21 protein-coding genes and 2 tRNA genes are annotated in these 21,667 nt (G+C 39.2%); 9 read left to right on the top strand and 14 right to left on the bottom strand.

Annotated features, from left to right (window positions below):
• Positions 1-208: 208 nt before the first annotated feature.
• The 9 genes from AB1401_14250 (at position 209) to AB1401_14210 (ending at position 8,316) form a co-directional block, all read left to right on the top strand.
• The gene (locus tag AB1401_14250; protein MEW6616612.1) at positions 209-898 is read left to right on the top strand and encodes a hypothetical protein; all 690 of its coding nucleotides are present in this window, start codon (positions 209-211) and stop codon (positions 896-898) included.
• Positions 899-985: 87 nt separating this feature from the next.
• Complete coding sequence (locus AB1401_14245) at positions 986-3,139, top strand: hypothetical protein (protein MEW6616611.1); 2,154 nt, start codon at positions 986-988, stop codon at positions 3,137-3,139.
• Positions 3,140-3,263: 124 nt separating this feature from the next.
• Positions 3,264-3,803 carry a Pycsar system effector family protein gene (locus tag AB1401_14240; protein ID MEW6616610.1) on the top strand — a complete coding sequence of 180 codons (540 nt, stop codon included), beginning with the start codon at positions 3,264-3,266 and terminating at the stop codon, positions 3,801-3,803.
• A complete protein-coding gene (locus tag AB1401_14235) occupies positions 3,787-4,695 on the top strand; it encodes an adenylate/guanylate cyclase domain-containing protein (GenBank protein MEW6616609.1) in 909 nt (302 codons plus the stop codon). The genes AB1401_14240 and AB1401_14235 overlap by 17 nt, the downstream gene beginning before the upstream one ends.
• Before the next feature lie 284 nt (positions 4,696-4,979).
• Positions 4,980-5,246 (top strand): DUF4160 domain-containing protein, encoded by a 267-nt coding sequence (locus AB1401_14230; GenBank protein ID MEW6616608.1) that lies wholly within the window; start codon positions 4,980-4,982, stop codon positions 5,244-5,246.
• Positions 5,247-5,255: 9 nt separating this feature from the next.
• Positions 5,256-5,501 (top strand): DUF2442 domain-containing protein, encoded by a 246-nt coding sequence (locus tag AB1401_14225; GenBank protein ID MEW6616607.1) that lies wholly within the window; start codon positions 5,256-5,258, stop codon positions 5,499-5,501.
• 102 nt (positions 5,502-5,603) lie between these two features.
• On the top strand, positions 5,604-5,783 hold the full coding sequence (locus tag AB1401_14220) for a hypothetical protein (GenBank protein MEW6616606.1): 180 nt from the start codon (positions 5,604-5,606) through the stop codon (positions 5,781-5,783).
• 258 nt (positions 5,784-6,041) lie between these two features.
• Positions 6,042-7,046 carry a multiheme c-type cytochrome gene (locus tag AB1401_14215; GenBank protein MEW6616605.1) on the top strand — a complete coding sequence of 335 codons (1,005 nt, stop codon included), beginning with the start codon at positions 6,042-6,044 and terminating at the stop codon, positions 7,044-7,046.
• Between the two features lie 130 nt (positions 7,047-7,176).
• Positions 7,177-8,316, top strand: coding sequence for an ankyrin repeat domain-containing protein (locus AB1401_14210; GenBank protein MEW6616604.1), 1,140 nt, complete (start codon positions 7,177-7,179; stop codon positions 8,314-8,316).
• Positions 8,317-8,341: 25 nt separating this feature from the next.
• On the opposite strand, the gene AB1401_14205 is transcribed toward AB1401_14210, so the two are convergent.
• The 14 genes from AB1401_14205 to AB1401_14140 form a co-directional block, all read right to left on the bottom strand.
• Positions 8,342-9,724 carry a hypothetical protein gene (locus AB1401_14205; protein ID MEW6616603.1) on the bottom strand — a complete coding sequence of 461 codons (1,383 nt, stop codon included), beginning with the start codon at positions 9,722-9,724 and terminating at the stop codon, positions 8,342-8,344.
• Positions 9,712-12,453 carry an efflux RND transporter permease subunit gene (locus tag AB1401_14200; GenBank protein ID MEW6616602.1) on the bottom strand — a complete coding sequence of 914 codons (2,742 nt, stop codon included), beginning with the start codon at positions 12,451-12,453 and terminating at the stop codon, positions 9,712-9,714. The genes AB1401_14205 and AB1401_14200 overlap by 13 nt, the downstream gene beginning before the upstream one ends.
• 144 nt (positions 12,454-12,597) lie before the next feature.
• A complete protein-coding gene (locus tag AB1401_14195; GenBank protein ID MEW6616601.1) occupies positions 12,598-13,386 on the bottom strand; it encodes an outer membrane lipoprotein-sorting protein in 789 nt (262 codons plus the stop codon).
• Positions 13,387-13,604: 218 nt separating this feature from the next.
• Positions 13,605-13,681: transfer RNA gene (locus AB1401_14190), tRNA-Pro, on the bottom strand.
• A gap of 15 nt (positions 13,682-13,696) precedes the next feature.
• Positions 13,697-14,080, bottom strand: coding sequence for a MerR family transcriptional regulator (locus AB1401_14185; GenBank protein MEW6616600.1), 384 nt, complete (start codon positions 14,078-14,080; stop codon positions 13,697-13,699).
• Between the two features lie 104 nt (positions 14,081-14,184).
• Positions 14,185-14,460 (bottom strand): integration host factor subunit alpha, encoded by a 276-nt coding sequence (locus AB1401_14180; GenBank protein MEW6616599.1) that lies wholly within the window; start codon positions 14,458-14,460, stop codon positions 14,185-14,187.
• A gap of 21 nt (positions 14,461-14,481) precedes the next feature.
• Positions 14,482-16,890 carry a phenylalanine--tRNA ligase subunit beta gene (pheT, locus tag AB1401_14175; GenBank protein MEW6616598.1) on the bottom strand — a complete coding sequence of 803 codons (2,409 nt, stop codon included), beginning with the start codon at positions 16,888-16,890 and terminating at the stop codon, positions 14,482-14,484.
• A 28-nt stretch (positions 16,891-16,918) separates the two neighbouring features.
• Complete coding sequence (gene pheS, locus AB1401_14170; GenBank protein ID MEW6616597.1) at positions 16,919-17,935, bottom strand: phenylalanine--tRNA ligase subunit alpha; 1,017 nt, start codon at positions 17,933-17,935, stop codon at positions 16,919-16,921.
• A 162-nt stretch (positions 17,936-18,097) separates the two neighbouring features.
• A complete protein-coding gene (rplT, locus tag AB1401_14165) occupies positions 18,098-18,451 on the bottom strand; it encodes a 50S ribosomal protein L20 (GenBank protein ID MEW6616596.1) in 354 nt (117 codons plus the stop codon).
• A 29-nt stretch (positions 18,452-18,480) separates the two neighbouring features.
• The gene (gene rpmI, locus AB1401_14160; GenBank protein ID MEW6616595.1) at positions 18,481-18,678 is read right to left on the bottom strand and encodes a 50S ribosomal protein L35; all 198 of its coding nucleotides are present in this window, start codon (positions 18,676-18,678) and stop codon (positions 18,481-18,483) included.
• Positions 18,679-18,709: 31 nt separating this feature from the next.
• Entirely contained in the window at positions 18,710-19,243 is a 534-nt protein-coding gene (gene infC / locus AB1401_14155; GenBank protein ID MEW6616594.1) for a translation initiation factor IF-3, read from the bottom strand.
• Positions 19,225-21,135: a threonine--tRNA ligase gene (thrS, locus tag AB1401_14150; protein ID MEW6616593.1), complete on the bottom strand. Its 1,911-nt coding sequence runs from the start codon at positions 21,133-21,135 to the stop codon at positions 19,225-19,227. The genes infC and thrS overlap by 19 nt, the downstream gene beginning before the upstream one ends.
• Positions 21,136-21,262: 127 nt before the next feature.
• A tRNA-Val gene (locus AB1401_14145) sits at positions 21,263-21,337 on the bottom strand.
• Between the two features lie 56 nt (positions 21,338-21,393).
• On the bottom strand, positions 21,394-21,667 hold a 274-nt coding region (locus AB1401_14140; GenBank protein MEW6616592.1), incomplete at its 5' end, for a hypothetical protein.

Genomic DNA, 21,667 nt, shown 5'->3' with positions numbered 1-21,667 from the left:
CTAATGATATCCTTGAAAAAATAAGGATACTCGGAAATTGCTCTAATAAAAGTTCTTATGAGTATACAGAGGAAGAGGTAAATAAGATTTTCTCAGAGATTGATAAGCAGCTGAAGTTGACGAAGGCAAAGTTTCTGGCGGGAAAGAGGGAAAGGTTTAAGCTGTAATGAGGCTATTAAAAAGGATTTTATTAAGAAAGTAAGGCGAAATGAAAAGAAATAAAATAGAGAAGATAAGCGATAAAGATATAGTTCTCTATGCCCTTTATCTCTTAGGCGGATGGCAAAAGCGTATTCATACCGAAGACGTTGCTTTAAAATCTTATCAAATAGCTCCATCCAAGTTTTCATGGGTAAAATATCCACAGTATCCAGATCTTGCGCCAGCTCGATTTGCATTAGAAGCAGCTAAGAAACCAAAATATGGTGCATTGGTTGATGGAAGAAGTGAACGAAAAAGAGAAACGACACCACGAAAGTTGAAAGATTTACTTAACGATTCAAAAAGTAAAAAAATTAGTGGATGGATATTGACTGGTAGCGGGCTTAAATGGGTAGAAAGCAATAAAGCTAGAATCGAAAAATTTTTGGATATCCATATTCCAATGGGAGACCGCTTACCTGCAGACCGAAAAGTAAAGGAACTGATAAGAAGTGTTGCCTTCAAGAAGTTTATGGACTATGGAGAACAAGCAGAAATTTCACATCCTGAGTTTGCTGAATCACTTGTCTGCACTGTAAACACTAGAGCAGAAGTTTTAAGCGACCGATTAGATCAACTTTATTCTATAGCCGAAGAACTGAGAAAGGAAGAAGTTAAAACTTATGTAAATTTCTGTAGAAATAAGTTTGCCTCACTTTTAGAAAAGAAAGGAGGTGTAAAAAATGCCAAAAGTTGAAATTCCAACTGAATGGGATCTAGGTACAACTCGGCGATATAAACGCCAAAATATGGAAAAAGCAATGAGAGGGAAATTGAGCGTGGGATGGTTGAACTGATTACGAACGCCGATGACAGTTATCGAGACATAGAGGATAAAGGGAAACATGTTTCAGGAAAAACACGGATAGAAATCGAGAGGAGAAAAAAAGGACAACCTTCTACTGTAATAGTGCGAGATAGGGCGGGTGGGATGAATAGAGAGGAGATGTTCAATAAACTTGGTAAATTAGGTAAAAGAACTTCAGGTTTTGAAACAGGAAAACTTCGGCGTGGCCTTCATGGGCGAGGGGCAAGAGATGTTGCTGCTTTTGGAGTTGTTCATTTTGAAAGCATTAAAGATGAAGAGTACAATCACTTGATCATCCCTCCCTCCTTAAAATGTAAATTCACAGAGTCTCGACCTAAGAAAGTAACTGAGGAAATAAGGAAAAAACTTGGCATACCGAGAGGTAATGGCACGGTAGTTACTATTGAGGTTGAAAGCCGATTTACAATCCCGCAACATGAAACTTTGATAAAAGATTTTTCCCGATATTATAGTCTGCGAGACTTATTTTCTGATGCCAGAAGAGAAGTAGTACTTGTAGATCTAAATAAGAATAGGGGAGATCCTTTGCGTTATACATATCCCACCGGTGAAGTGGTATTTAATAAAGGTTTTTCAATCCCCGGATATTCTGGAGTTACAGCCCATCTCGTTATTCGTAAACATACAAGTTCTTTTGAGCAAGGCACTCTTCCATATAGAGAGGGAATTTTGATTAAAAGTGCAGCAGCAATACACGACTGCACTTATTTGGGGTTAGAATCAGAGCCTTTTTCATGGAGGTTTACGGGCGAGTTATATTGCGAAATTATTGATAATTTAATTCGTGAATATGACGATAGGGAAGAAGCAAACCCAGATAATCCTAAACATCCTGAAAACAACCCAATACGTTTATTGGACCCATTCCGCGATGGGTTGATACTTGAACACCCTTTTTCCCAAAAACTTTATAAAAAATGTAAGGAAATTTTACGGCCTTTTATTGAGGAACTAAAAGCTACTGAAGCGCCTCCCAAACGAAGTGTTACAGATGAAAATCTTGAGAGGAAATTAGATAATCTTTCGAAAGAGATTTCAAAGGTTTTCGAGAAAAAATTAACTGAACTGGAGGAAGAAATCCCGACAGGAGATATTGATGACCCAAGAATTAAAAAACTTAGTATTGGTTTACATATCATTCCGCCCGGTGAGATACCTATTATAGTGGATCAACCCAAAACATTTTCCATTGTAGTAAAGCACTACGAAGCTTTAGATGAGTCTCTACCAGTAGATGTTGTCAGCAGTGACCCTGATAATATTAAAATTCGCACATCTCCAGTGTTTTTAAAAAAATTTTCAGAAGATAAAAAAGTTGGGACAACCACATTTACCGTAGAAGGTTCTAAAATTGAAACAGAAGCATTTATTGAAGTGCGTTATGATGGGTACGATAATTTGATGCTTGTGAATGTTATTGAAGCACCACCTATTCCTGAAGTTCCTGATGGCCTTTCTTTTGAGAAGCCTCAGTATCATTTACAAATCAATAAAGAGAAAACCTTAATTCTGCGGTTAAAACCTACAGCTAAATTGGATAATCAAATCCAAGCAGAAATTATCTCTGATCATCCTGCTGAAATTGTAGTAAAAGGAGGAGGAAAATGTTTATTACGAGAAACCGATAACCCGATGGTACTGGCTGGAAATTGTAAAATCGTTGGGCGCCAGTTAAAAACAAAAGGGTCCATAACCGCTCGAGTCAAAGGATTTGAACCTGTGCATACTCGTGTCATAGTCGAGGAACGTGAACCTCGAAGTGGAATAGACTTTAAACGACCTAAACCAGTGGATGATTATTTTGGGGGGGTCAGATATAAATGGGACGATAAAGAACTATATCTATTGCTGATTGCCGCAAGACACCCTTCAATTAGCAGGTATTTGGGTGAGCCAATTGAACAAGTTCATCCAGGGATAAATTCTCCTCTCTATCATGCGGTTCTTGCTGAAGTGATTGCTGAAGCATTAACCTTTCGTATATTAGAAAAACAATTCATAAAAGAAGGACAAGAGGGAATGTTAGATTATACTTCTACTGACTCTTACTATCACAGACACTTCTCTGAATTTCTTACTATTACTCATAAGCATCTTGTAACAGTTTAGATATTTGATGATATATTGAGAAGAAACCAATGGTTGTTAATGTATTTGTAGTAAACGGGTAAAAACTTTTTTTACTGTAATACACAAGTAGATTTATGACCGAAGGCAATTAAAAATGGAGCTAATGGATACAAAAGAGAAGATAGACCTATTATTCAAGAAGATTTCACGTTATGATTTTTATATAAACTCGACCAATGGAAAAACTTCAATAATTATTGCATGGAATGGCATAATTATTGGTACTATACTACTAAAATACACTTCAATCATTGCCTTGTACCTTATGTCAGTATGGGCTTACTATGCTGCAAATGTTCTTTTAATTATTATGGCTGCTACGAGCATTGTTTCAATAGCTTTTGTATTTAAAGTAATTAATCCTTTTTTATCGTCAGGTTTCAAGGGTATTAGCTATAAATCTCTTATGTTCTTCGGGGATGTTGCGGAAATGTCTTTAAATGAATACACAAAGAAGGAATCCGATTTGTCCTATGAAGAAGCACTCTCAGATGCAATGGGGCAAGCTCATATCCTTGCAACTGGAGTGAATAATAAGATGAAGAATATGCAGCAAAGCATAAGGGCAATCAATTTAGGTTTGTTAGCATTGCTTATACTGGTACTACTAAAAGGAGTTATAGTTTATGTATCAAGACTCTAAAATATCGCCGAAGGATTGGTCTGGACTTTTACAACATTTATTTACTTCAAGTTCGAAGCCTCCTATCTTTCCATACTCTTTACAGCAACCAAGGCCGATTAAATCTCTCTTAAAAGACTTAAAATCTCCTCTAACAAAGAAATGGAATCCGTCATTTTATGGTTCAATTCGCAACAGACTGGCAAGACAAACTCGACAGAAAATACAACGCATAAGAAATATTACTAACGGGCTTACGATGCCAGAAATTACAGCCGTTCCCATTGGAAGTGCTAAAAAGATGGTTGCAGCAATTTTGTTTTTTGACTTAGAAGATTTTTCTGCAACAGCATCGAAGCTCAGCAATGAGGTTATTCTATATATGCTTAATACTATTATTCCTGAAATGATGTACATCGCAAGATACTGGAATGGAGAAATTGAGAAAAATACAGGAGACGGCATCATGGCAATTTTTGGGACAGAAACGAGAAATAACTTTCTTATTGTCAGAGATGTAATTGAATCGGCAATGGCAATGCGGTATATAATGTTGACCGATATCCATCCAAAATTTATCAATGAAGTGTTACCAATACTTAACTTTAGAATTGGTATTGATATGGAAGAGGTACTTGTTTCCAGAATAGGGATTAAAAATTCAAATTTTCTTACCGTAGTTGGTGGTGCAGCAAACCGCGCTTCAAAATTGCAGTCATTGTCAGATGCTAATGGAATCTGTATTGGCGAAAACATTTACAGAAACCTGAATCCACTATTGCATCAATATTGCAAAGAAGGAATACATGAAGATTGGAATTGGTCGTATACAAGAGCAAAAGCACCCTACAAGTTTTTCCATTATAATGCTAATTGGCCAGACCCAAAAAAATGGGTTAAAATGAAGTTATAAATAGTAAGCGGTGAGGGAGCTTAAATGAAAGAAACAGACCTTAAAGTTGTACAAAAATTTAAATCCCTTGTATCGCAAAAGGTAAGAGTACACGAAGTCCGGGTATTTGGTTCAAGGGCAAGAGGGGATGCTTCTTAAAGAGAGTATACCGAGGAATAGGTAACTGAGGATCATGCCTGAATTTTTTATTGATTCCAATAATAACATCTTATATTATTGAAATATAGAAAAAACAAAGCTCATTCTTCCATATTTGATTGTTTAATATAAGATTGAAGACTATCATGCCTACAATTTCAATGTTTTACGGTATAATTGTCCGTATGTACTTTGCTCCAGGCGAGCATAGTCCCCCTCATTTTCATGTTTACTACAATGAGTACAAGGCGACTGTGAATATTCTTACCTGCGAATTATTGACCGGTGATCTGCCGAAAAGACAGGCTAAATTGGCATTGGCGTGGGCTGAATTACATCAGGAAGAACTGCTGGCGAATTGGAAGCTTGTCATGAATGGGGAGGACCCCTTCAAAATTCAGCCGTTGCAATAGGAGGTTTTTATGTATCCATCTGTCAGTGAGGTAACGCCTAATAAGGATTTCTCGCTCAACATCGTTCTCAATACAGGAGAAAAGAGGCTTCTCGACATGAAGCCGTATTTGGATTTTGGGGTGTTCAAGAAACTCCGCGACTACGAAAAATTCAAGCGTGCAAGAGTGGCGTTTGACACAATCGAATGGGATGAAGGCGTGGATCTTGATCCCGAATTTGTCTACGAAAAGAGCGAGCCCGTTAAGGGCGCATAACACTTATAATGCTTCCCGCTGTCAAGAGAAAAAAAGATTGCAATCGGAAATAAGTAAGCTTCCCTTTTCTTAATTACCTTACATTAAGTAGGTTGATAAGAAATGAAATATCAAAAAACAAGACCTATCCCCCGTTGTACTGTGATTATCACTGCTTTAATAATAAGCTTACTTATCTTGTCTCTTTTCGCTCTCCCAACAAATGCCTTTGCTGCTAAGCCATATCAGATTACCATTGTTTATACCAATGATGTCCGAGGTGAAACCGATCCCTGTGGGTGAGGGAATAACAGACATGGCGGTCTTGCCAGGAAGGCAACCTATATTAAGAAACTGAAACAGGAAAGAGAGAACCTCCTCATTCTGGATTCCGGTAATCTTCTCTTCAAGGACTACTACCTGGATGAATCCCTGAAAAAACAGCTTAAATTAAAGGCAGACCTGATTATCGAATCCTTCAACAGAATTGGATGTAGTGCCTTCAATGTCGGGGATTATGATTTAGCCCTTGGGGCAAAATACTTGATGAAGAAGGCGGAGTTGGCTAAATTTCCATTCCTTTCAGCCAATTTGATAGATAAGAATACTAAGAAGCCCATGTTTCAATCTTATATTATCAAAGATATTAACGGGTTAAAGGTTGGTATATTTGGTTTAATTACCCCGGATATCCAGAATAGATTTAGTAAAGATACATCAAGTAACTTAACCGTTAAAAATCCTTTTGAAACCGCAAAAATACTAGTCTCCGAGTTAAAGGGTAAAACCCATTTAATCATAGCTCTGACTAATCTTGGCCTTTTTGATGATAAGGAATTGGCGAAAAGAATCCCGGGGATAGATATAATTATCGGCGGGCATGACAAAATGAAACTCGATCCCCCCATTATAATTAATAACACCCTTATTTTACAGGCATACAAAGAGGGACAGTATCTTGGGATATTAGATTTGACCCTTCACAATAATGTAAAGGCAGAAGATTTTATTAAAAAGGCTACATATAAAAATGTGATTTATCCCTTAGGGGATAGTATAAAAGAGGATGAAGAGATTAATGATTTAATCAAGAACTATAAAAAAGGCATCTCCCAAATAGCCACAGAGAACAACTTTTACAGAAAGAAACTTCAAGCCTACAGCCCAGAAAAGGGAAAGGTGGCGATAACCAATATTTTTATAGGGGATACGGTTTGTCGAACATGCCATCTAAAAGAATATAAACTCTGGAAAGAGACCAAACATGCCAGGGCATACCAAAGTTTGGTCAATAAAAACCAGCAGTTCGATTTGGAGTGTATAGGATGCCATACTACTGGATATGGTAGGAAAGGTGGTTTTTCAAGCCCGGGCAGTTTAGGAAAATTCAAGGATGTACAATGTGAGGAGTGTCATGGGCCAGGAGATAAACACCAAAGAGGGGAAGATATAGTCAAAAGTGTAAGTGAAGATGTCTGTCTTAGGTGCCATACAAGGGAACGCAGCCCTGGTTTTAATTATACAAAATATTTGGAGGCTGTTCAAAAAAACCTGCTTCGGAAGTAGAGCCACCACATTAACCATTTTTTATGGGTATTATCTGAGCTTACACTGCTAAAACCTATTGTAATAAATTGTTGTTTATGATATATATCCAATTCAGGTTTCTAATGTAATATAAAAAAGGAGTGTTAAAATGGGTTTTTTTGATCTTTTAGGAAAAAAGAAGGTGTTATCCTATGATGAGGTTAGAGAACTAATTTTAAATAAGGATTTACAAAAGCTAAAAAAGATTTCAATTCAGTCTTTTTCCACACGTCACAGGTCCGGAGACACACCTGCTTATTTTGCTACAGAAAAGGGCTACAAGGAATGTCTACAGATTATTGCCGAGAGGGCACCTGAGAGTCTTAGTACCAAGAATAGGGATGGGGCAACCCCTGCTTTTATAGCTGCTGAAAAGGGCTTCAAGGATTTTCTTGAGATTATTGCTGAAAACGCTCCTGATACGCTGAAAACTCAAACTGAAAGGGGTGTAACACCAGGAGCAACCCCTGCATATGTAGCTGCTGAGAAGGGACAAAGGGAATGCCTCGAATTCATATTTGAAAAGGTACCCGAAACCCTTAAAACCCCGGATAACGACGGGAAAACCCCTGCATATGTAGCTGCTGAGAAGGGACAAAGGGAATGCCTCGAATTCATATTTGAAAAGGTACCCGAAACCCTTAAAACCCCGGATAACAACGGGGAAATCCCTGCCTTTGTAGCTGCTGAGAAGGGACAAAGGGAATGCCTCGAATTTATATTCGAAAAGGTGCCTGAAACCCTTAAAACCCCGGATAACAACGGGAAAACCCCTGCATATGTAGCTGCTGAAAAGGGACAAAAGGAGTGTCTGGAGTTTATTTTTGAAAAAGAGCCTGATACCATCAGGTCTCAGGACAGCAGTAGAGCAACCCCTGCTTTTATAGCTGCTGAGAAAGGCAGAAAGGAGTGTCTGGAGTTTATTATTGAAAAGGCACCTGATACATTAATGACCCCGAACAATGATGGAAAAACCCCTGCTTTTATAGCTGCTGAAAAGGGACAAAAGGAGTGTCTGGAGTTTATTTTTGAAAAAGGGCATGATACAATCAGGTCTCAGGATAACACCGGGGCAACCCCTGCTTTTATAGCTGCTGAGAAAGGTAGAACAGAATGCCTGGAGTTTATTCTCGAAAAGGCACCTGATACCCTTAAAGTTGAGAATAAAAGGGGTGCAACACCATTATCGATTGCTACCCTGGAAAATAATAAAGAGTGTATAGATGTGATTGAAAGATACTTAGTATGATGGGGTCAGTGGGGACAGGCATTAATCAGAATTTCTTGGTGTATCGGATTATAAACCTATCGTTCTTATCCCATCGGCCGAAATGCGTCTTCTCTTCACCATTAAACCATTCAAATGCCGCCTCTATGAAATTGCTTCCCTTGAATTTATGTTCATAACTTAAGCGGTGCGTATTGTCTTTCTTGGAAATGTTATAAATGCAGTAATAAGAAACCTTATTTTTGTCATCAATATCAACTTTTTGCAATAGGTATATTGCGTTGCGGCCGAAACGTGCAGACCGGTTATTTACAGGATATTCAGGATGGTTCTGATCTTCAATAACCAATTCGTTTGAATATTCAAAAGTAAGCTTTGCAGAGTCTATTGCATCAATCTTCAGGAATGTATTAAGGTCATATTCTGTCCCGAATACGTAGTTGAGATATGTATCTTCTTTATGGCTTTCGGGAATCTGACAGACGCCTTCTCCATGCCATTCCCACTTGCCGTATGTCGTTGAAAACCCTCCTGCGATGATACCACCCTTTATATAAACTTTTTCATATTCGTTTTCTCTGAGGCGTCTCAGCGCCGGCGCAGGCAGATATCCTGTATATGCGCTTACAAAAAAATCAATGCTTTCAACAGTCATCTTCTGCTTAATCATAAAGCCCGAGTCTGTTAAGCTATGACGTATTTTCCCCTCTGTAATCTGGTAATCCTCACCAGCCTTTCCGGGCAGATCTGTATCAACCAGATCATAATCACCTTTACCTGCCATCCAGCGGGACGGTTCAGGAGGGTATCTCGACTTTTCAAAATAAGGAAGTATTCTTACTTCAGTGCTGTTGTTGCCTGTATAGTAATATGTCCATGACAACTGCCAGACACCCAGCTTGTCAGGATCAGTGGGATGGTCAATATCATACTTTGCAATCCGCTTTGCAGGCGAATAAAGTGTGCTGATCCCGTCCTCTATATATTTATAGCCTGCAATAAAGTCTGATTTATCAATTTTTTTCTTCACGTATAACTGTGAAAAATATGCAACGCGATTGGAAGTGTATTGATCTTTCTCGGAGCCATACTGAAAAAGCAGGTCAATCTTGGTTTCATATCCTGCCAATTCTAACCATGTATCCATTGACAACTGGGTGTAAGATTGCCATAACTTTGTGTCGTCTCCTTTGCTTTCATCCTGATGTTCGTTGTTCTGGGTAAAGTTATATCCTGTCACACTCCACGTCCATTTTGCCTGTTTAAAAGCACGAGAAAAAGGATTTTTGTCTTCCTGTTTTGGAGGTTTTTCTGAAGAGAGCAGGGCATCAAGGTCATCAATCTTCTTCGGACCTTTATCCTGAGCAAAAAGACTCGGCGGAAACATAACGCATATAATAATTGCAAGGCAGAAAGCTATAAACGGCATACCATTTTCTCCGTAGTTTCTGTAAGACGGGCCCCTAAAATCTTTGAGAGGTTCAAGAAAAGTCTTGAGGTAACGAACGGACTCAGGTGGCGCAGCCTCTCAAGCGTTTTCCAGTCTAACGACAAGAGTTTTGCATTAGTTACAGCAAAGACATCCGCTGTCCTTGGCTGACTGCTCACCAGTGCAATCTCGCCAAACGCATCTCCCGGTTCTAAGCTGGCAATAAATGTCCGATGTCCCTTGACCTGTCTTGATACAGACATTTCGCCGTCTACAACAAGATACATCTTATCGCCGGTATCGCCTTCGCGAATTATATGTTCTCCTGCCTTAGCTTCTATTATATGCGACATTAGGATAAGCCTTCTGATCTGAAACTTGCTGAATCCCTCTAAGAGCACTGATTTTTCAATAAGACGATCTCTAAGTTCAAGCCCTATAGCATCCCATAATGTGATAAGACGGACAGACGAGAGTGTAAGCGGGGTTATAAAAAGTTCTGTAACAAATGCGATAATCATAACAAATGCACTCAATGCCCCAAACTGGGCTATCGGAACAAATTTTGAGAAAATTAATGTGCCGAACCCTGCAGCTAGTGAAACGCTTGAAATGAATATAGGCTTAATCTCAGATACAAGTGTATCCTCAAGTGCCCGTTTTTCATCGCCATACTTTTTAAGATTCTGATTGTAGAGGACCATAAATACAGTTGTGTCATCAACAGCAATTCCTATCGTAACTGCAGCTACCATAACAGTTCCGGCGTTTAGGGGAATGCCTAATAAACCCATCAGACCGAATAATATAAAGACCGGCAGAAGGTTCGGAATCAGAACTATCAGCCCAGCTTTCACGGATAGGAAGAGAAATCCCATTATCGCCGTTATAATTAATGCTGTTGAAAGAAGAGAAGACACCTGTCCTGATATAAAGCTTTCAGCAGCTTCTGCAATTAAAATCCCTTCGCCTGTGACCAATACCTTATTGAAATTGCCGAAGCGCCCGCTGTTCAGGTCTTTTCTTATTTTATCCACAAGTACATTAAGCTGTGTGGAAGAGTTTATATTGTGACGAACCATGATATTTATCTTTGAGTAATCGCCTGAGACAAACCGTTCTATATCACTGCGCTGGAAAAACAAAAGATACTGGGCTACGAGGCTGTCAGAATCAGGGACTTTATGAAAAGCCGGATCTCCGTTCTGCATCCCCTTGTTGACAAGAGCTATATAGTCCGGAAGACTCAGGACAGAATCAAATACGTTGAACTTTCTTAAATAGGATTTGATATCCTCTATCTTTTTCAGATTATCTGCCTTTTTGAAATCCCCCGTATCCTTATCAATAGTGATATAGAACAGATTTTGACCTGACAAGTTATCATGCATTTTCTGGGCAGCGTGGACAATCGGCGAACTTGCTCTGAAATACGAAATAACATCGTTATTCACGTATATAAAAAATGTAAAGATTATTGATAGAATAAGCAGTAAAGAACTGATGACTATTATCCTTTTTCTATACTGAGTGCCCCAATAAGTCACTGTCCTCACGATTCTCTCAAGGATTTTGGTGTCTTTTGATTCCCCATGGAAACCCTTTGCCATTACCTGCTTTCCAAAAAACCTCAGATATACAGGCGTCATGGTTATTGTCACAAAGAAATTCAAGAAGAAACCCAAGCCGGATGCAATTCCAAAATCTTGAAGAATGATCACATCATTAAAGGCAATAGAGCCGAATCCGATAACTGTGGTAAACGCAGTTAAGAAGAACGCTGTGCTGAGCTTTTTTCCTATGCCGACGAGAACTGCCTCTCTCGGAGATTCACCCTTTTTTGTGGCTTCCAAAAACTCGGCAATCATGTGGGTGTCTTCTGTTGCCCCTATGACAATCATAATGGCAGGCACAATTGCAGTTAAGGGGTTTATCGGTACACCGAACAATCTCATAAAGCCGAATGTCCAGATAATGCTTATGCCAGCGTTGACTATAGGGACTATTGCCCCGTGTATATTACCCAGGGTCAACAGGATAACAAAAAGCAAAGCGAACACAGCGATCGGCACCAATACGAGCTGGTCGTCAACGATATACTCTGACATAGAGGTATTTACGTAGGGCGCGCCTGTCTGGAAAATCTCCTGAAACTCGCCTTTATATGTAGCAGTAACCTTTTCTATAGCCGTCTTTATTCTTCTGTCGAACTTATAGTCTTTTTTATCCCTGTTGAGGTAAAGCGATATAACCGTAGATTTGCCATCAAGAGAAATAAAACTCTTCCTGATGATCGGATTGTCAATAGCGTCTTTCTGCTTTTTCTGAAGTTCATTGGGATCAGCAGGTATAATATCAAGGAGAGGTGCTGTATCAATAACCCCCTGCTCGCCTTTAATATTATTGATTGTGAACAGGCTTTCCGCCTTCTCAACACCTTTAATATTGGCAAGCTGGTTAAACATGGCTCTAAGACGGGTTAGTTTATTTTCAGTAAATAACTCTGGATCCCTGATATAAACAAAAGAGAGGATGTCGGAACCAAAAACCTTTTTTGTATCCTCATACTTGGTCTTTTCAGGAGTGCCTTTTGCCATAAATCTGTCGCTTGAAACATCTATGTGGAGACTAAGCGCAGGAATAGCAAGCACAGCAGTTAGGATGGCAGTTATAATAACTACAATCCAGGGCCTGTCATATGACAGCCTTACTATTTTTTCCATGTTCATGACTATAGCCCTTTCTCCCTAATAAAGGACCGCAAATAGCTATTATTTTCTCCTGTAATTCCCGTGAATGACTTCAAAAACTCTCCCCTCTTAAGTTAAGAATATTTTCATTCTCTTCTTTACCGGCTCCTCGACATGAATGCTCTATTTAAAACTTACAACCGCCCGTTCCGTGAATATAGAATCATCTATGTTCTCGTCTAGTTTCCGCTCTAACAGTCCCATTAAGGTACGATGATTGTTCTGGTGATGTGTCATCAATATTTTATTTGCACGCATCATCTTTCCCTTTATAGGCTTTATATCATATGCAGTCTGAGTTTTCAGCAGTTTCATGCTGTGGTCATAGAAATCCACCTTTAATGTAACAAGGGTATCAACTGTAACCCAGAGGGTTCGTTTTGAATAACCGCTAGTCTTTTTCTCCTCGTCTGTTGTGGGTAATGCTTCAATAACAGAGCAGTCTTGATTTTCAAATTTCTCTTTTTTTATAACAGTATATGTATGGTCTTCGAGTTTCTCAGGACGAAGGTCTTCATAGGCAAAGTCAGTTCCCATAAAGTAGCCTTTTTTATTTCCGCCTGCAATCCTTTTGAGTTTCTGTCCGTATGCCGGAAGATAAAGCCACTGGTCATCTTCCCTGCCTTTTTGCTCCCATGTCAATAATGCTGTTCCTCTTATGTCTGCAGGACCGTCAAAACGCGCAAGATATTTAAAAAGCCCCGCTTTGTCTTTTTTGGCATACCGCTTCAAATCACGAGCCTCCTTGTTCTTAGAGCTGTCAATCAATACCATTTTTATACTCTCATACTCCTGAGTTGCTTCGTGTCTTTTTTTTTGTTCTTTCATAATGTCCATCCCTGAAGGCTCCTGAGCAAAAACAGGCACAGCGAAATATGCAATACATGAGATTAAAACCATTAAAAATTTCATATTACCCCTCCTCTTCGTAACTAAAATTTTGATACTAACGAAAATGATGACCGGCTTTGCAAACTCTTTTTTTCTCTTGACAACGGGAGAACTTATAGGTGTTAGGCAGAAAGGGGCATTCACAATTCAAGACCTGCCCCCCTCTATTTATCCCCAGATATGACTTACTTGCTTCTCAGTCAAAAGAGAGGCTTCGAAGAGTTTGAAATGAGTTTGATTGGTCGGGACGACTGGATTTGAACCAGCGACCCCCTGAACCCCATTCAGGTGCGCTACCAGGCTGCGCCACGTCCCGCAAAATCATTCAGATTTACTCAAGAATATCCTTAATTATATTTAATTCCTTTTTAACATCCTTCAAAAGGTTTTTGTATTCTCCATTTGAAGGTTCCATCTGACAACCTTTATCCTCATGCAATTTGGATTCTTTGAGTTTTTTCTTGGCTCCTGCAATGGTAAATTGCTCTTCATAAAGGAGTTTTTTTATTTCTAAGATTAATTCCAGGTCTTTTCTTCTATATAATCTCTGTTTGGATTTGGTGCGGGAGGGCTTAATTATATTAAACTCGGACTCCCAATATCTCAATATATATGGCTCTACCCCTGTAACTTCACTTACTTCCTTGATTTTAAAGTATAATTTTTCAGGTATAGGATTGTCTATTCGATTTGCCCCACGCCCTTCGTTTTTCATTGTATTTCTCAAAACTGAAAAGTTCAATGACAATAGAGCAATGGATATTGAAATGTCTAGTATAACGGACAACGCAAAGGATAGGGAAATATTGCTCTAACTATTTAAGAATTTAAGACCTTCTTTAATACCTGACTGGGTTTAAAAGTAAGGACTTTTCTGGCTGTGATTTCGATTTCACCACCAGTTTGTGGATTTCTACCCCTTCTGGGTCTTTTTTTCCTGACAGAAAAGTTCCCAAAACCGGAGATCTTTACCTTTTCACCGTTCTTCAAATTCTCTTTGATGATATCGAGAACCGTCTCTACAATCTCTGCCGACTCCTTTTTAGAGGTTCCAACCTTCTCATAGACCCTTTCAACGATATCTGCTTTTGTCATTTTTTCTTCCTCCCCCAATTATTATTCCCTTATCCTGGCCCCTGTTTTCTCTACTAGGTTAGATACCAGCTTTTCATGGATACTATTAACCTCTTTGTCCGTTAGTGTTCGTTCGTATGACTGATATTTAATTCGATAAGCCAAGCTCTTTTTTCCGTGGGGTATAGACTTTCCTCTATATACATCAAAAACCCGTATACTATCAACTAGTTTATTGCTAAGCTTACCGATAGCATTATAGATATCCTTGGATTGAACACTCTCGTCTACTATTAATGCAATATCCCTGTAAATTGGTGGATATTTTGATAATGGTTTAATCTTTTTATCACCAAAGGTGTGTCTGATCATTAGATCAAAATCGAGTTCAAATATATAGACAGCATTGGAGAGTTCGTAACCTTCCAGAACTGCAGAATGAACCTCGCCCACGGTACCGATTTCATTATTGTCAACCATGATTACGGAAGACTTTCCAGGGTGTAAGTACGGTATGTCTGGAGTGGATAAAAAATTGAAGTTCATGATATTTAACCCTTCAAAAAGGTTTTCCAGGCTACCTTTAATATCATAGAAATCAACCCCTTCTACTGGAAAACTCCAGGATTCGCCATATCTTAGCCCAGTTGCGAGGGCAGACAGCATCTTTTTTTCTCTGGGAAGTTCCTCTCCTTTGACGGAATAAAACACCGCCCCCAATTCGAATAACTTTAAGTTTAAATTCTTGTTGTAAACATTTGTCTTCATAGTGCTGAGAAGTCCTGGAATCAAAGTAGTTCTCATAACTGACTGATCTTCCCTAAGGGGATTCTTTATGCTGATGAATTTCTTATAGGGATGTTCAGCATCTAGATTTAACAGGGCTGCTGAAACGGGAGAGATAAAGCTGTAATTTACAACCTCGTAGTATCCCATTGAGGCAAGAATGTCCTTAACCCTGTCCTGTAACACCTGGAGTGGATTTTTACTGGCAGCGTTAACCTTTACCACAGGTGTAGTGGTAGGAATATTATCATAACCGTCTAATCTTGCCACCTCTTCAATCAAATCAATCTCTCGATGCAAATCCATCCTGAAAGATGGGATTTTAACAATCACTTTATCCTTGTCCAAATCTTTGACATCAAGTTCAATACTTTTAAGGTATCTATTTACTTTCCCTTTTTTCAGAGATGTCCCCAGTATCTTATTGGCTTTATCTATACTCAAGGGAATCTCTTTAGGAAAAATAGGGGATGGATATTGGTCTACTACCCCCTTTGCAGCCTTTCCACCACAGAATTCCAAAGCCAATTGGGTAGCTCTATTCAAGGCTTTAACTACCCCCCCATAATCTACTCCCCTTTCAAATCTATAGGAAGCCTCTGTCTGTAAACCTAGCTTTTTAGAGGTTTTTCTAATATTAGTCGGATTAAAATATGCACTTTCAATGAGGACATTAGAGGTACCTTCCGAAACCTCCGAGTTCAAACCACCCATTATGCCACCGATAGCCACCGGCTTTTCTCCGTCACAAATCATCAGTGTATCACTAGACAGGTGCCTTTCCATGCCATCCAGTGAAGTGAAAATATCACCATCATTTGCCCGTCTAACCACTATTCTTTTTCCGCTTAAGAGATCGAAATCGAAGGCATGAAGGGGTTGACCAAATTCCATAAGAACATAGTTGGTAACATCTACCACGTTACTGATAGGACGTATTCCAGCGGATTCTAACCTTCTTCTCATCCAAAAAGGGGATAAACCAATAGTAACATCAGTAATCAAACTGGCAGAATACCTGGGGCATAATTCAGGGGCATGGATCTCCACTGATGTCATTTTATCAATCTTTCTGTTCCCCTCTTTAAACTCTATTTTTGGCATTTTTAAAATTTTACCTGTAATTGCGGCTATCTCTCTGGCTATACCTATTATACTCAGGCAATCTGGGCGGTTTGGAGTAATATTGATTTCAAAGATATAGTCATCCAAGTTAAGAGCAGAAGTAATATCCTTTCCCAATTCAAGGTTATTCCTTAATATCATTATACCGCTGGAGTCTCTCCCAATTTTTAACTCTTCTTCAGAACACATCATTCCATGGGATAGCTCTCCCCTGATCTTGGTATTTTTAATCTTCATCCCATTGGGCAGCAGAGCTCCCTCCAAAGCCAAAGCAACATAATCTCCAGAGATCATATTTACAGCACCGCATACAACATTATATATATTTACACCAGTGCTCACCTGGCACAAAGAGAGTTTATCGGCATTTGGATGGGGTTTTAAAGAGACTATCTTGCCTACAACTACATTGTTTAAATTGGCATCTACCTTTGATATGTTCTCCACTTCGAAACCAGCCATAGTAAGGTCTTCCCCTAACTCGTCAGGAGCAAGATCAATATCGACATATTCTCTTAGCCAATTCAAGCTTGCTTTCATTCAATACCCCAACTGTACAGAGAGTGATCTAAAATTGCCCTAAAAATCTCATATCATTTTCAAAAAACATTCTGATATCATTGATCCCATACTTTAACATGGCAATCCTCTCTATACCCAAACCGAAGGCAAACCCTGTTATTTCGTTCGGGTTATAACCTACAATTTTAAAAACCTCTGGGTCAACCATGCCAGACCCTAGAATCTCCAGCCATCCAGAAAAGGAACAGACTCTGCATCCTTTTCCCCGGCATATAACACACTGTATATCCACTTCCGCGCTGGGTTCGGTAAAAGGGAAAAAACTCGGTCGAAACCTCAACCTGGTTTTATCACCAAACATCTGATGAACAAAGATGGTTAAAATACCCTTCAAGTCACCGAATGTAATATCGTTTCCTACCATTAACCCTTCAACCTGATGGAACATCGGGGTATGAGAGACATCAGAATCACATCTAAATGCCTTTCCTGGTGCAATAATCTGAATAGGTGGACTCTGTTTTTCCATCACCCGAATCTGGACAGGCGACGTATGGGTTCTGAGAAGCACCTCATCAGATATATAGAATGTGTCATGCATATCCCTTGCAGGATGATCTTTCGGTATATTCAGTGCCTCGAAATTATAATAGTCTAACTCAACTTCAGGACCTTCAGAGATTTGAAAACCCAAACCCAAAAAGATACCCACAATTTCATTGCAGACCTCAGTAATAGGATGCTTTCTACCTATGGGTACCCTTCTGCCCGGTAGGGTTATATCCAACCTTTCATGGAGCAGATTTTCCTTCCTTTTCCTTTCTCGAATGACCGCTAAAGACTCTTTTATCTTTTCTTCCAGAGAAATCTTTATCTCATTGGCAAGACGTCCTATAACGGGTCTTTGTTCTTGCGATATATTAACCAATCCTCTCAAGAAGGCTGTAATTTTGCCTTTTTTCCCTAAAAACTCTGTCTTTATTTCGGTTACTTGTATTTCTCTTATTGCACCCTTCAGTTTTTCTAACGCATCGGCAAATAGTCTTTCTAAATCTTCTTTCATACAAAACCTTCGAAAGTGCCCTTAACTCTGATCACAAAACAAAGCCGGGCTAAAAATCATAACACAACCCCCTTTGTTATTTCAGAATTCCTAAAAGCTTCAAGGGGGTTTCAAATGTGTATACGGACACCTTTTAAATGATGGAAATCTTAAAGGCCGGCTTTAGGGGTTCCCTTTGGTAAGGTGGACGATTTTTGAAAACCCTATTGGATCAGATACAGCTAATTCGGCAAGGATTTTCCTATCGATACTGACCTTCGCATTTTTTAACCCTTGAATTAGTCTACTATATGTAGTCCCATTTAGTCTTGCAGCAGCATTAATCCTGGTAACCCACAGCCCTCTGAATTCTCTCTTTCTGGCTCGTCTGTCTCTATAGGCATAATTCAGAGCCCTATCAACGGCTTCAGATGCAGTTCTAAACAGTTTACTCCTCGCGCCACGATATCCTTTCGCCAGTTTTAATATCTTCTTTCTCCTATTTTTTCTTTTATTTCCTCTTTTTACCCTTGGCATTTTAATCCTCTTTTTTTCCAGCAATTAGCCTATGCATATGGTATAAGCTTTTTAACAACCTTTATGTCAACCTTATCCAAATATCCTGCTTGCCGCAGCCCCCTTTTACGTTTAGTAGATTTTTTCGTTAATATGTGGTTCCCAAAGGCCTTGGCTCTCTTTATTTTACCATTTTTTGTTAACTTGAACCTTTTTGCGGCCCCTCTATTGGTTTTTAATTTAGGCATAACTCAACTCCCTCAAGAACTCTTTCAATCTCTACTGTTTTGGGGCAATAACTATAGCCATATTTCTACCCTCAAGTTTTGGCTGTTGCTCAACTACCCCCATATCTTTAACCTCTTCTGCAATTTTATTAAGAATATTTACACCCATTTCTCTGTATGCAATTTCTCTGCCCTTAAAGACTATATATACTTTAGCCTTATTGCCACTTCCCAAAAATCTTTTTATATGACCTACTTTATATTCGATATCGTGATCTTCTGTGTTCGGTCTTATCTTTACTTCCTTTACTTGAAAAGTAGTTTGACTTTTCTTAGCCTCATGTATCTTCTTACTCTGTTTATATTTAAACTTTCCATAATCCATTACCCTGCAAACAGGTGGATTTGAATTCGGAGCTACTTCAACCAGGTCCAGGCCGTCTTCCATGGCAACGCTTAAAGCCTCCTTCAAAGGCATTATGCCTAGCTGTTTCCCTTCTGAACTTATAACCCTGACTTCAGGTGCCTTAATCTTTTCATTAACTAATACTTTTTTAATCTCGTTATTCACCCCCTGTTCTGACATTCCTCCTGTACCAATGAGATAAATTCATTTATTTTCATAGACTTTAGTTTTTCACCGCTACGCACTCGAGCAGAAACAACCCCTTCGTTTACTTCCTTGTCACCAATGATTAACATATAAGGTATTTTTTGCAACTGGGCCTCACGTATTTTAAGCCCCAGTTTTTCGTTTCGAAAGTCTTTCTCAATCCTAAGCAGGCTGGAAGTCAACTGATTATAAACTTCGTCGGCAAAGCTCATAGTTCTATCGGTGACCGTTAATACAATCGCCTGTACCGGGGCCAACCAGGTTGGAAATGCTCCTCCATAATGTTCAATCAATACCCCTATGAACCTTTCCATAGCACCTAAAATAACACGGTGCAGCATAACAGGTCTTTCCTTAGTACCATTACTATTGATAAAAGTCAAATCAAACCTTTCCGGTAAGACAAAATCACATTGAATAGTAGCACATTGCCATTTCCTGTCAAGGGCATCTTTTAATTTAACATCAATCTTTGGACCATAAAAAGCCCCCTCACCTTCCTTTATACTATAAGGTATCCTGTTTTTATCCATGACCTGCATCAGGATCAATGTTGCTTTTTCCCAGTCCAAATCGTTGCCAATTGATTTCTCAGGACGGGTACTGAGTTCCATCTCATATTCAAATTTGAATATTTTCATTACATCTTCCACAAAATCAATAACGCCTTTTATCTCTTGTTCCAGTTGGTCAGGTGTGCATAATATGTGGGCATCATCCTGGGTAAATTCTCTAACCCTGAGGAGGCCATGGAGAACACCTGATTTTTCATGGCGATGCACGGTACCTAATTCGAAATATCTTTGAGGTAATTCCCTGTAACTTCTGATTTTAGATTTGTAGATAAGCATGTGAGCCAGACAGTTCATAGGTTTTATACCATACTTTTGCCCTTCTATTTCTGTAAAGTACATATTTTCGCGATAGTTTTCAAAATGTCCGGATTTTTCCCATAGGTCTAATTTCAATAGATGAGGGCCTCTCACTAACTGGTAACCCCGTTTAAGATGTTCCTTCTTTTCAAAATCTTCAAGGATTGATCTGAGCATCGCCCCTTTAGGGTGATAGATAATAAGTCCAGCCCCGGCATCTTCATTTATGCTGAAGAGGTCCAGGCTTTTACCTAACTTCCTATGGTCTCTTCTCTTTGCATCCTCCAATCTTTGTAGGTAATCTTCCAGTGCTTCGGCGTCTGAAAAGGCTGTCCCGTAAATACGCTGTAACATTTTATTCTTTTCGTCTCCACGCCAATATGCTCCAGCAAGGTTAGTCAACTTAAATGCCTTTATCTTACTAGTGGAAGGCAGATGGGGTCCCCTGCATAAATCTATAAAGTCATCCTGAATATAAACAGAAACAAACTCATCTGAGATTTCCTCAAGGAGTTCCACCTTATAGATCTCTCCTTGGTTCTTAAACACTTCTATAGCTTCCTCTCTGGGGATTTCCCTCCTTATGATAGGTAAATCCTGGTGTATAATCTCCTGCATTTTAGACTCAATCCTGGCAAGGTCATTGGGGGAAAAGTTCTCTCCATAGTCAAAGTCATAATAAAATCCATTGTCAATGGTAGGACCAATGGTAATCTTTACCCCTTTGTAAAGTTTTTTAACTGCCTGAGCCATTACATGGGATGCACTATGCCTTATGATATCCAGTCCCATCTCAGAATCAGGGGTTATAAACTCCAGATTTGCATCTTCGAGTAAAGGGAAACTCATGTCAACAAGCTTGTCGTTAACCTTCCCGGCTATATAGCTTTTTCCAGAACCGTTATCGATACTCTTTGCTATTTGAAGAAGGGTACTTCTTTTAGGAAAGTCACCTGAAGATCCATCAGGAAATTTAACTGTTATTTTTTCCATATCAGCCATTCTATTTTCCAATACGTTGATCCAGCCAAAAGAAAGGGCATCACAAACAAGACCCTATTATGATGCCCTTTTAATGACCATTATGAGAATAGGGATACTTACTCAACCTCACATAAAATGGTAGGCACGGGCGGTTTCGAACCGCCGACTTCTACCGCGTCAAGGTAGCGCTCTCCCCCTGAGCTACGTGCCTAATTTATCGGTGTATTTTCTATCAACAATCTATTTTTGTCAAGGGAAATTATTTAGTTACTTTGGACTGATAAGCAACATGGTATCTGCTATACTTCTCAATGTACTACCTTGGTTTATATGAACAAAATATCTTTCGATAAAGTAGAAAGGAGACGCGGATACTATAAATCCTACAGAAATAAGGAAGTAATCAACTTTTCTTATGTTGTCAACAAATAGAATTGTCCGCTTTTGTAACAAATGAATTGTCCACTTTTCTGTCCTCGGAGAAATGGTAAATTTGGAGTCGGAATATCTCCCCTGGGATAGAAGACGAGCGGCGGACCTA

It is taken from the genome of Thermodesulfobacteriota bacterium (genome assembly GCA_040757775.1).
Classification (GTDB): domain Bacteria; phylum Desulfobacterota; class UBA8473; order UBA8473; family UBA8473; genus UBA8473.
The sequence above is the reverse complement of the archived record's forward strand: the minus strand, read 5'-3'. Positions and strand labels throughout refer to the sequence as shown.

Coding starts and splice junctions, on each gene's coding strand:
- AB1401_14250 (MEW6616612.1), top strand. CDS start 209: ATGAAAAGAAATAAAATAGAGAAGATAAGCGATAAAGATATAGTTCTC.
- AB1401_14245 (MEW6616611.1), top strand. CDS start 986: ATGGTTGAACTGATTACGAACGCCGATGACAGTTATCGAGACATAGAG.
- AB1401_14240 (MEW6616610.1), top strand. CDS start 3,264: ATGGATACAAAAGAGAAGATAGACCTATTATTCAAGAAGATTTCACGT.
- AB1401_14235 (MEW6616609.1), top strand. CDS start 3,787: ATGTATCAAGACTCTAAAATATCGCCGAAGGATTGGTCTGGACTTTTA.
- AB1401_14230 (MEW6616608.1), top strand. CDS start 4,980: ATGCCTACAATTTCAATGTTTTACGGTATAATTGTCCGTATGTACTTT.
- AB1401_14225 (MEW6616607.1), top strand. CDS start 5,256: ATGTATCCATCTGTCAGTGAGGTAACGCCTAATAAGGATTTCTCGCTC.
- AB1401_14220 (MEW6616606.1), top strand. CDS start 5,604: ATGAAATATCAAAAAACAAGACCTATCCCCCGTTGTACTGTGATTATC.
- AB1401_14210 (MEW6616604.1), top strand. CDS start 7,177: ATGGGTTTTTTTGATCTTTTAGGAAAAAAGAAGGTGTTATCCTATGAT.
- AB1401_14205 (MEW6616603.1), bottom strand. CDS start 9,724: ATGCCGTTTATAGCTTTCTGCCTTGCAATTATTATATGCGTTATGTTT.
- AB1401_14200 (MEW6616602.1), bottom strand. CDS start 12,453: ATGAACATGGAAAAAATAGTAAGGCTGTCATATGACAGGCCCTGGATT.
- AB1401_14195 (MEW6616601.1), bottom strand. CDS start 13,386: ATGAAATTTTTAATGGTTTTAATCTCATGTATTGCATATTTCGCTGTG.
- AB1401_14185 (MEW6616600.1), bottom strand. CDS start 14,080: ATGAAAAACGAAGGGCGTGGGGCAAATCGAATAGACAATCCTATACCT.
- AB1401_14180 (MEW6616599.1), bottom strand. CDS start 14,460: ATGACAAAAGCAGATATCGTTGAAAGGGTCTATGAGAAGGTTGGAACC.
- pheT (MEW6616598.1), bottom strand. CDS start 16,890: ATGAAAGCAAGCTTGAATTGGCTAAGAGAATATGTCGATATTGATCTT.
- pheS (MEW6616597.1), bottom strand. CDS start 17,935: ATGAAAGAAGATTTAGAAAGACTATTTGCCGATGCGTTAGAAAAACTG.
- rplT (MEW6616596.1), bottom strand. CDS start 18,451: ATGCCAAGGGTAAAAAGAGGAAATAAAAGAAAAAATAGGAGAAAGAAG.
- rpmI (MEW6616595.1), bottom strand. CDS start 18,678: ATGCCTAAATTAAAAACCAATAGAGGGGCCGCAAAAAGGTTCAAGTTA.
- infC (MEW6616594.1), bottom strand. CDS start 19,243: ATGTCAGAACAGGGGGTGAATAACGAGATTAAAAAAGTATTAGTTAAT.
- thrS (MEW6616593.1), bottom strand. CDS start 21,135: ATGGAAAAAATAACAGTTAAATTTCCTGATGGATCTTCAGGTGACTTT.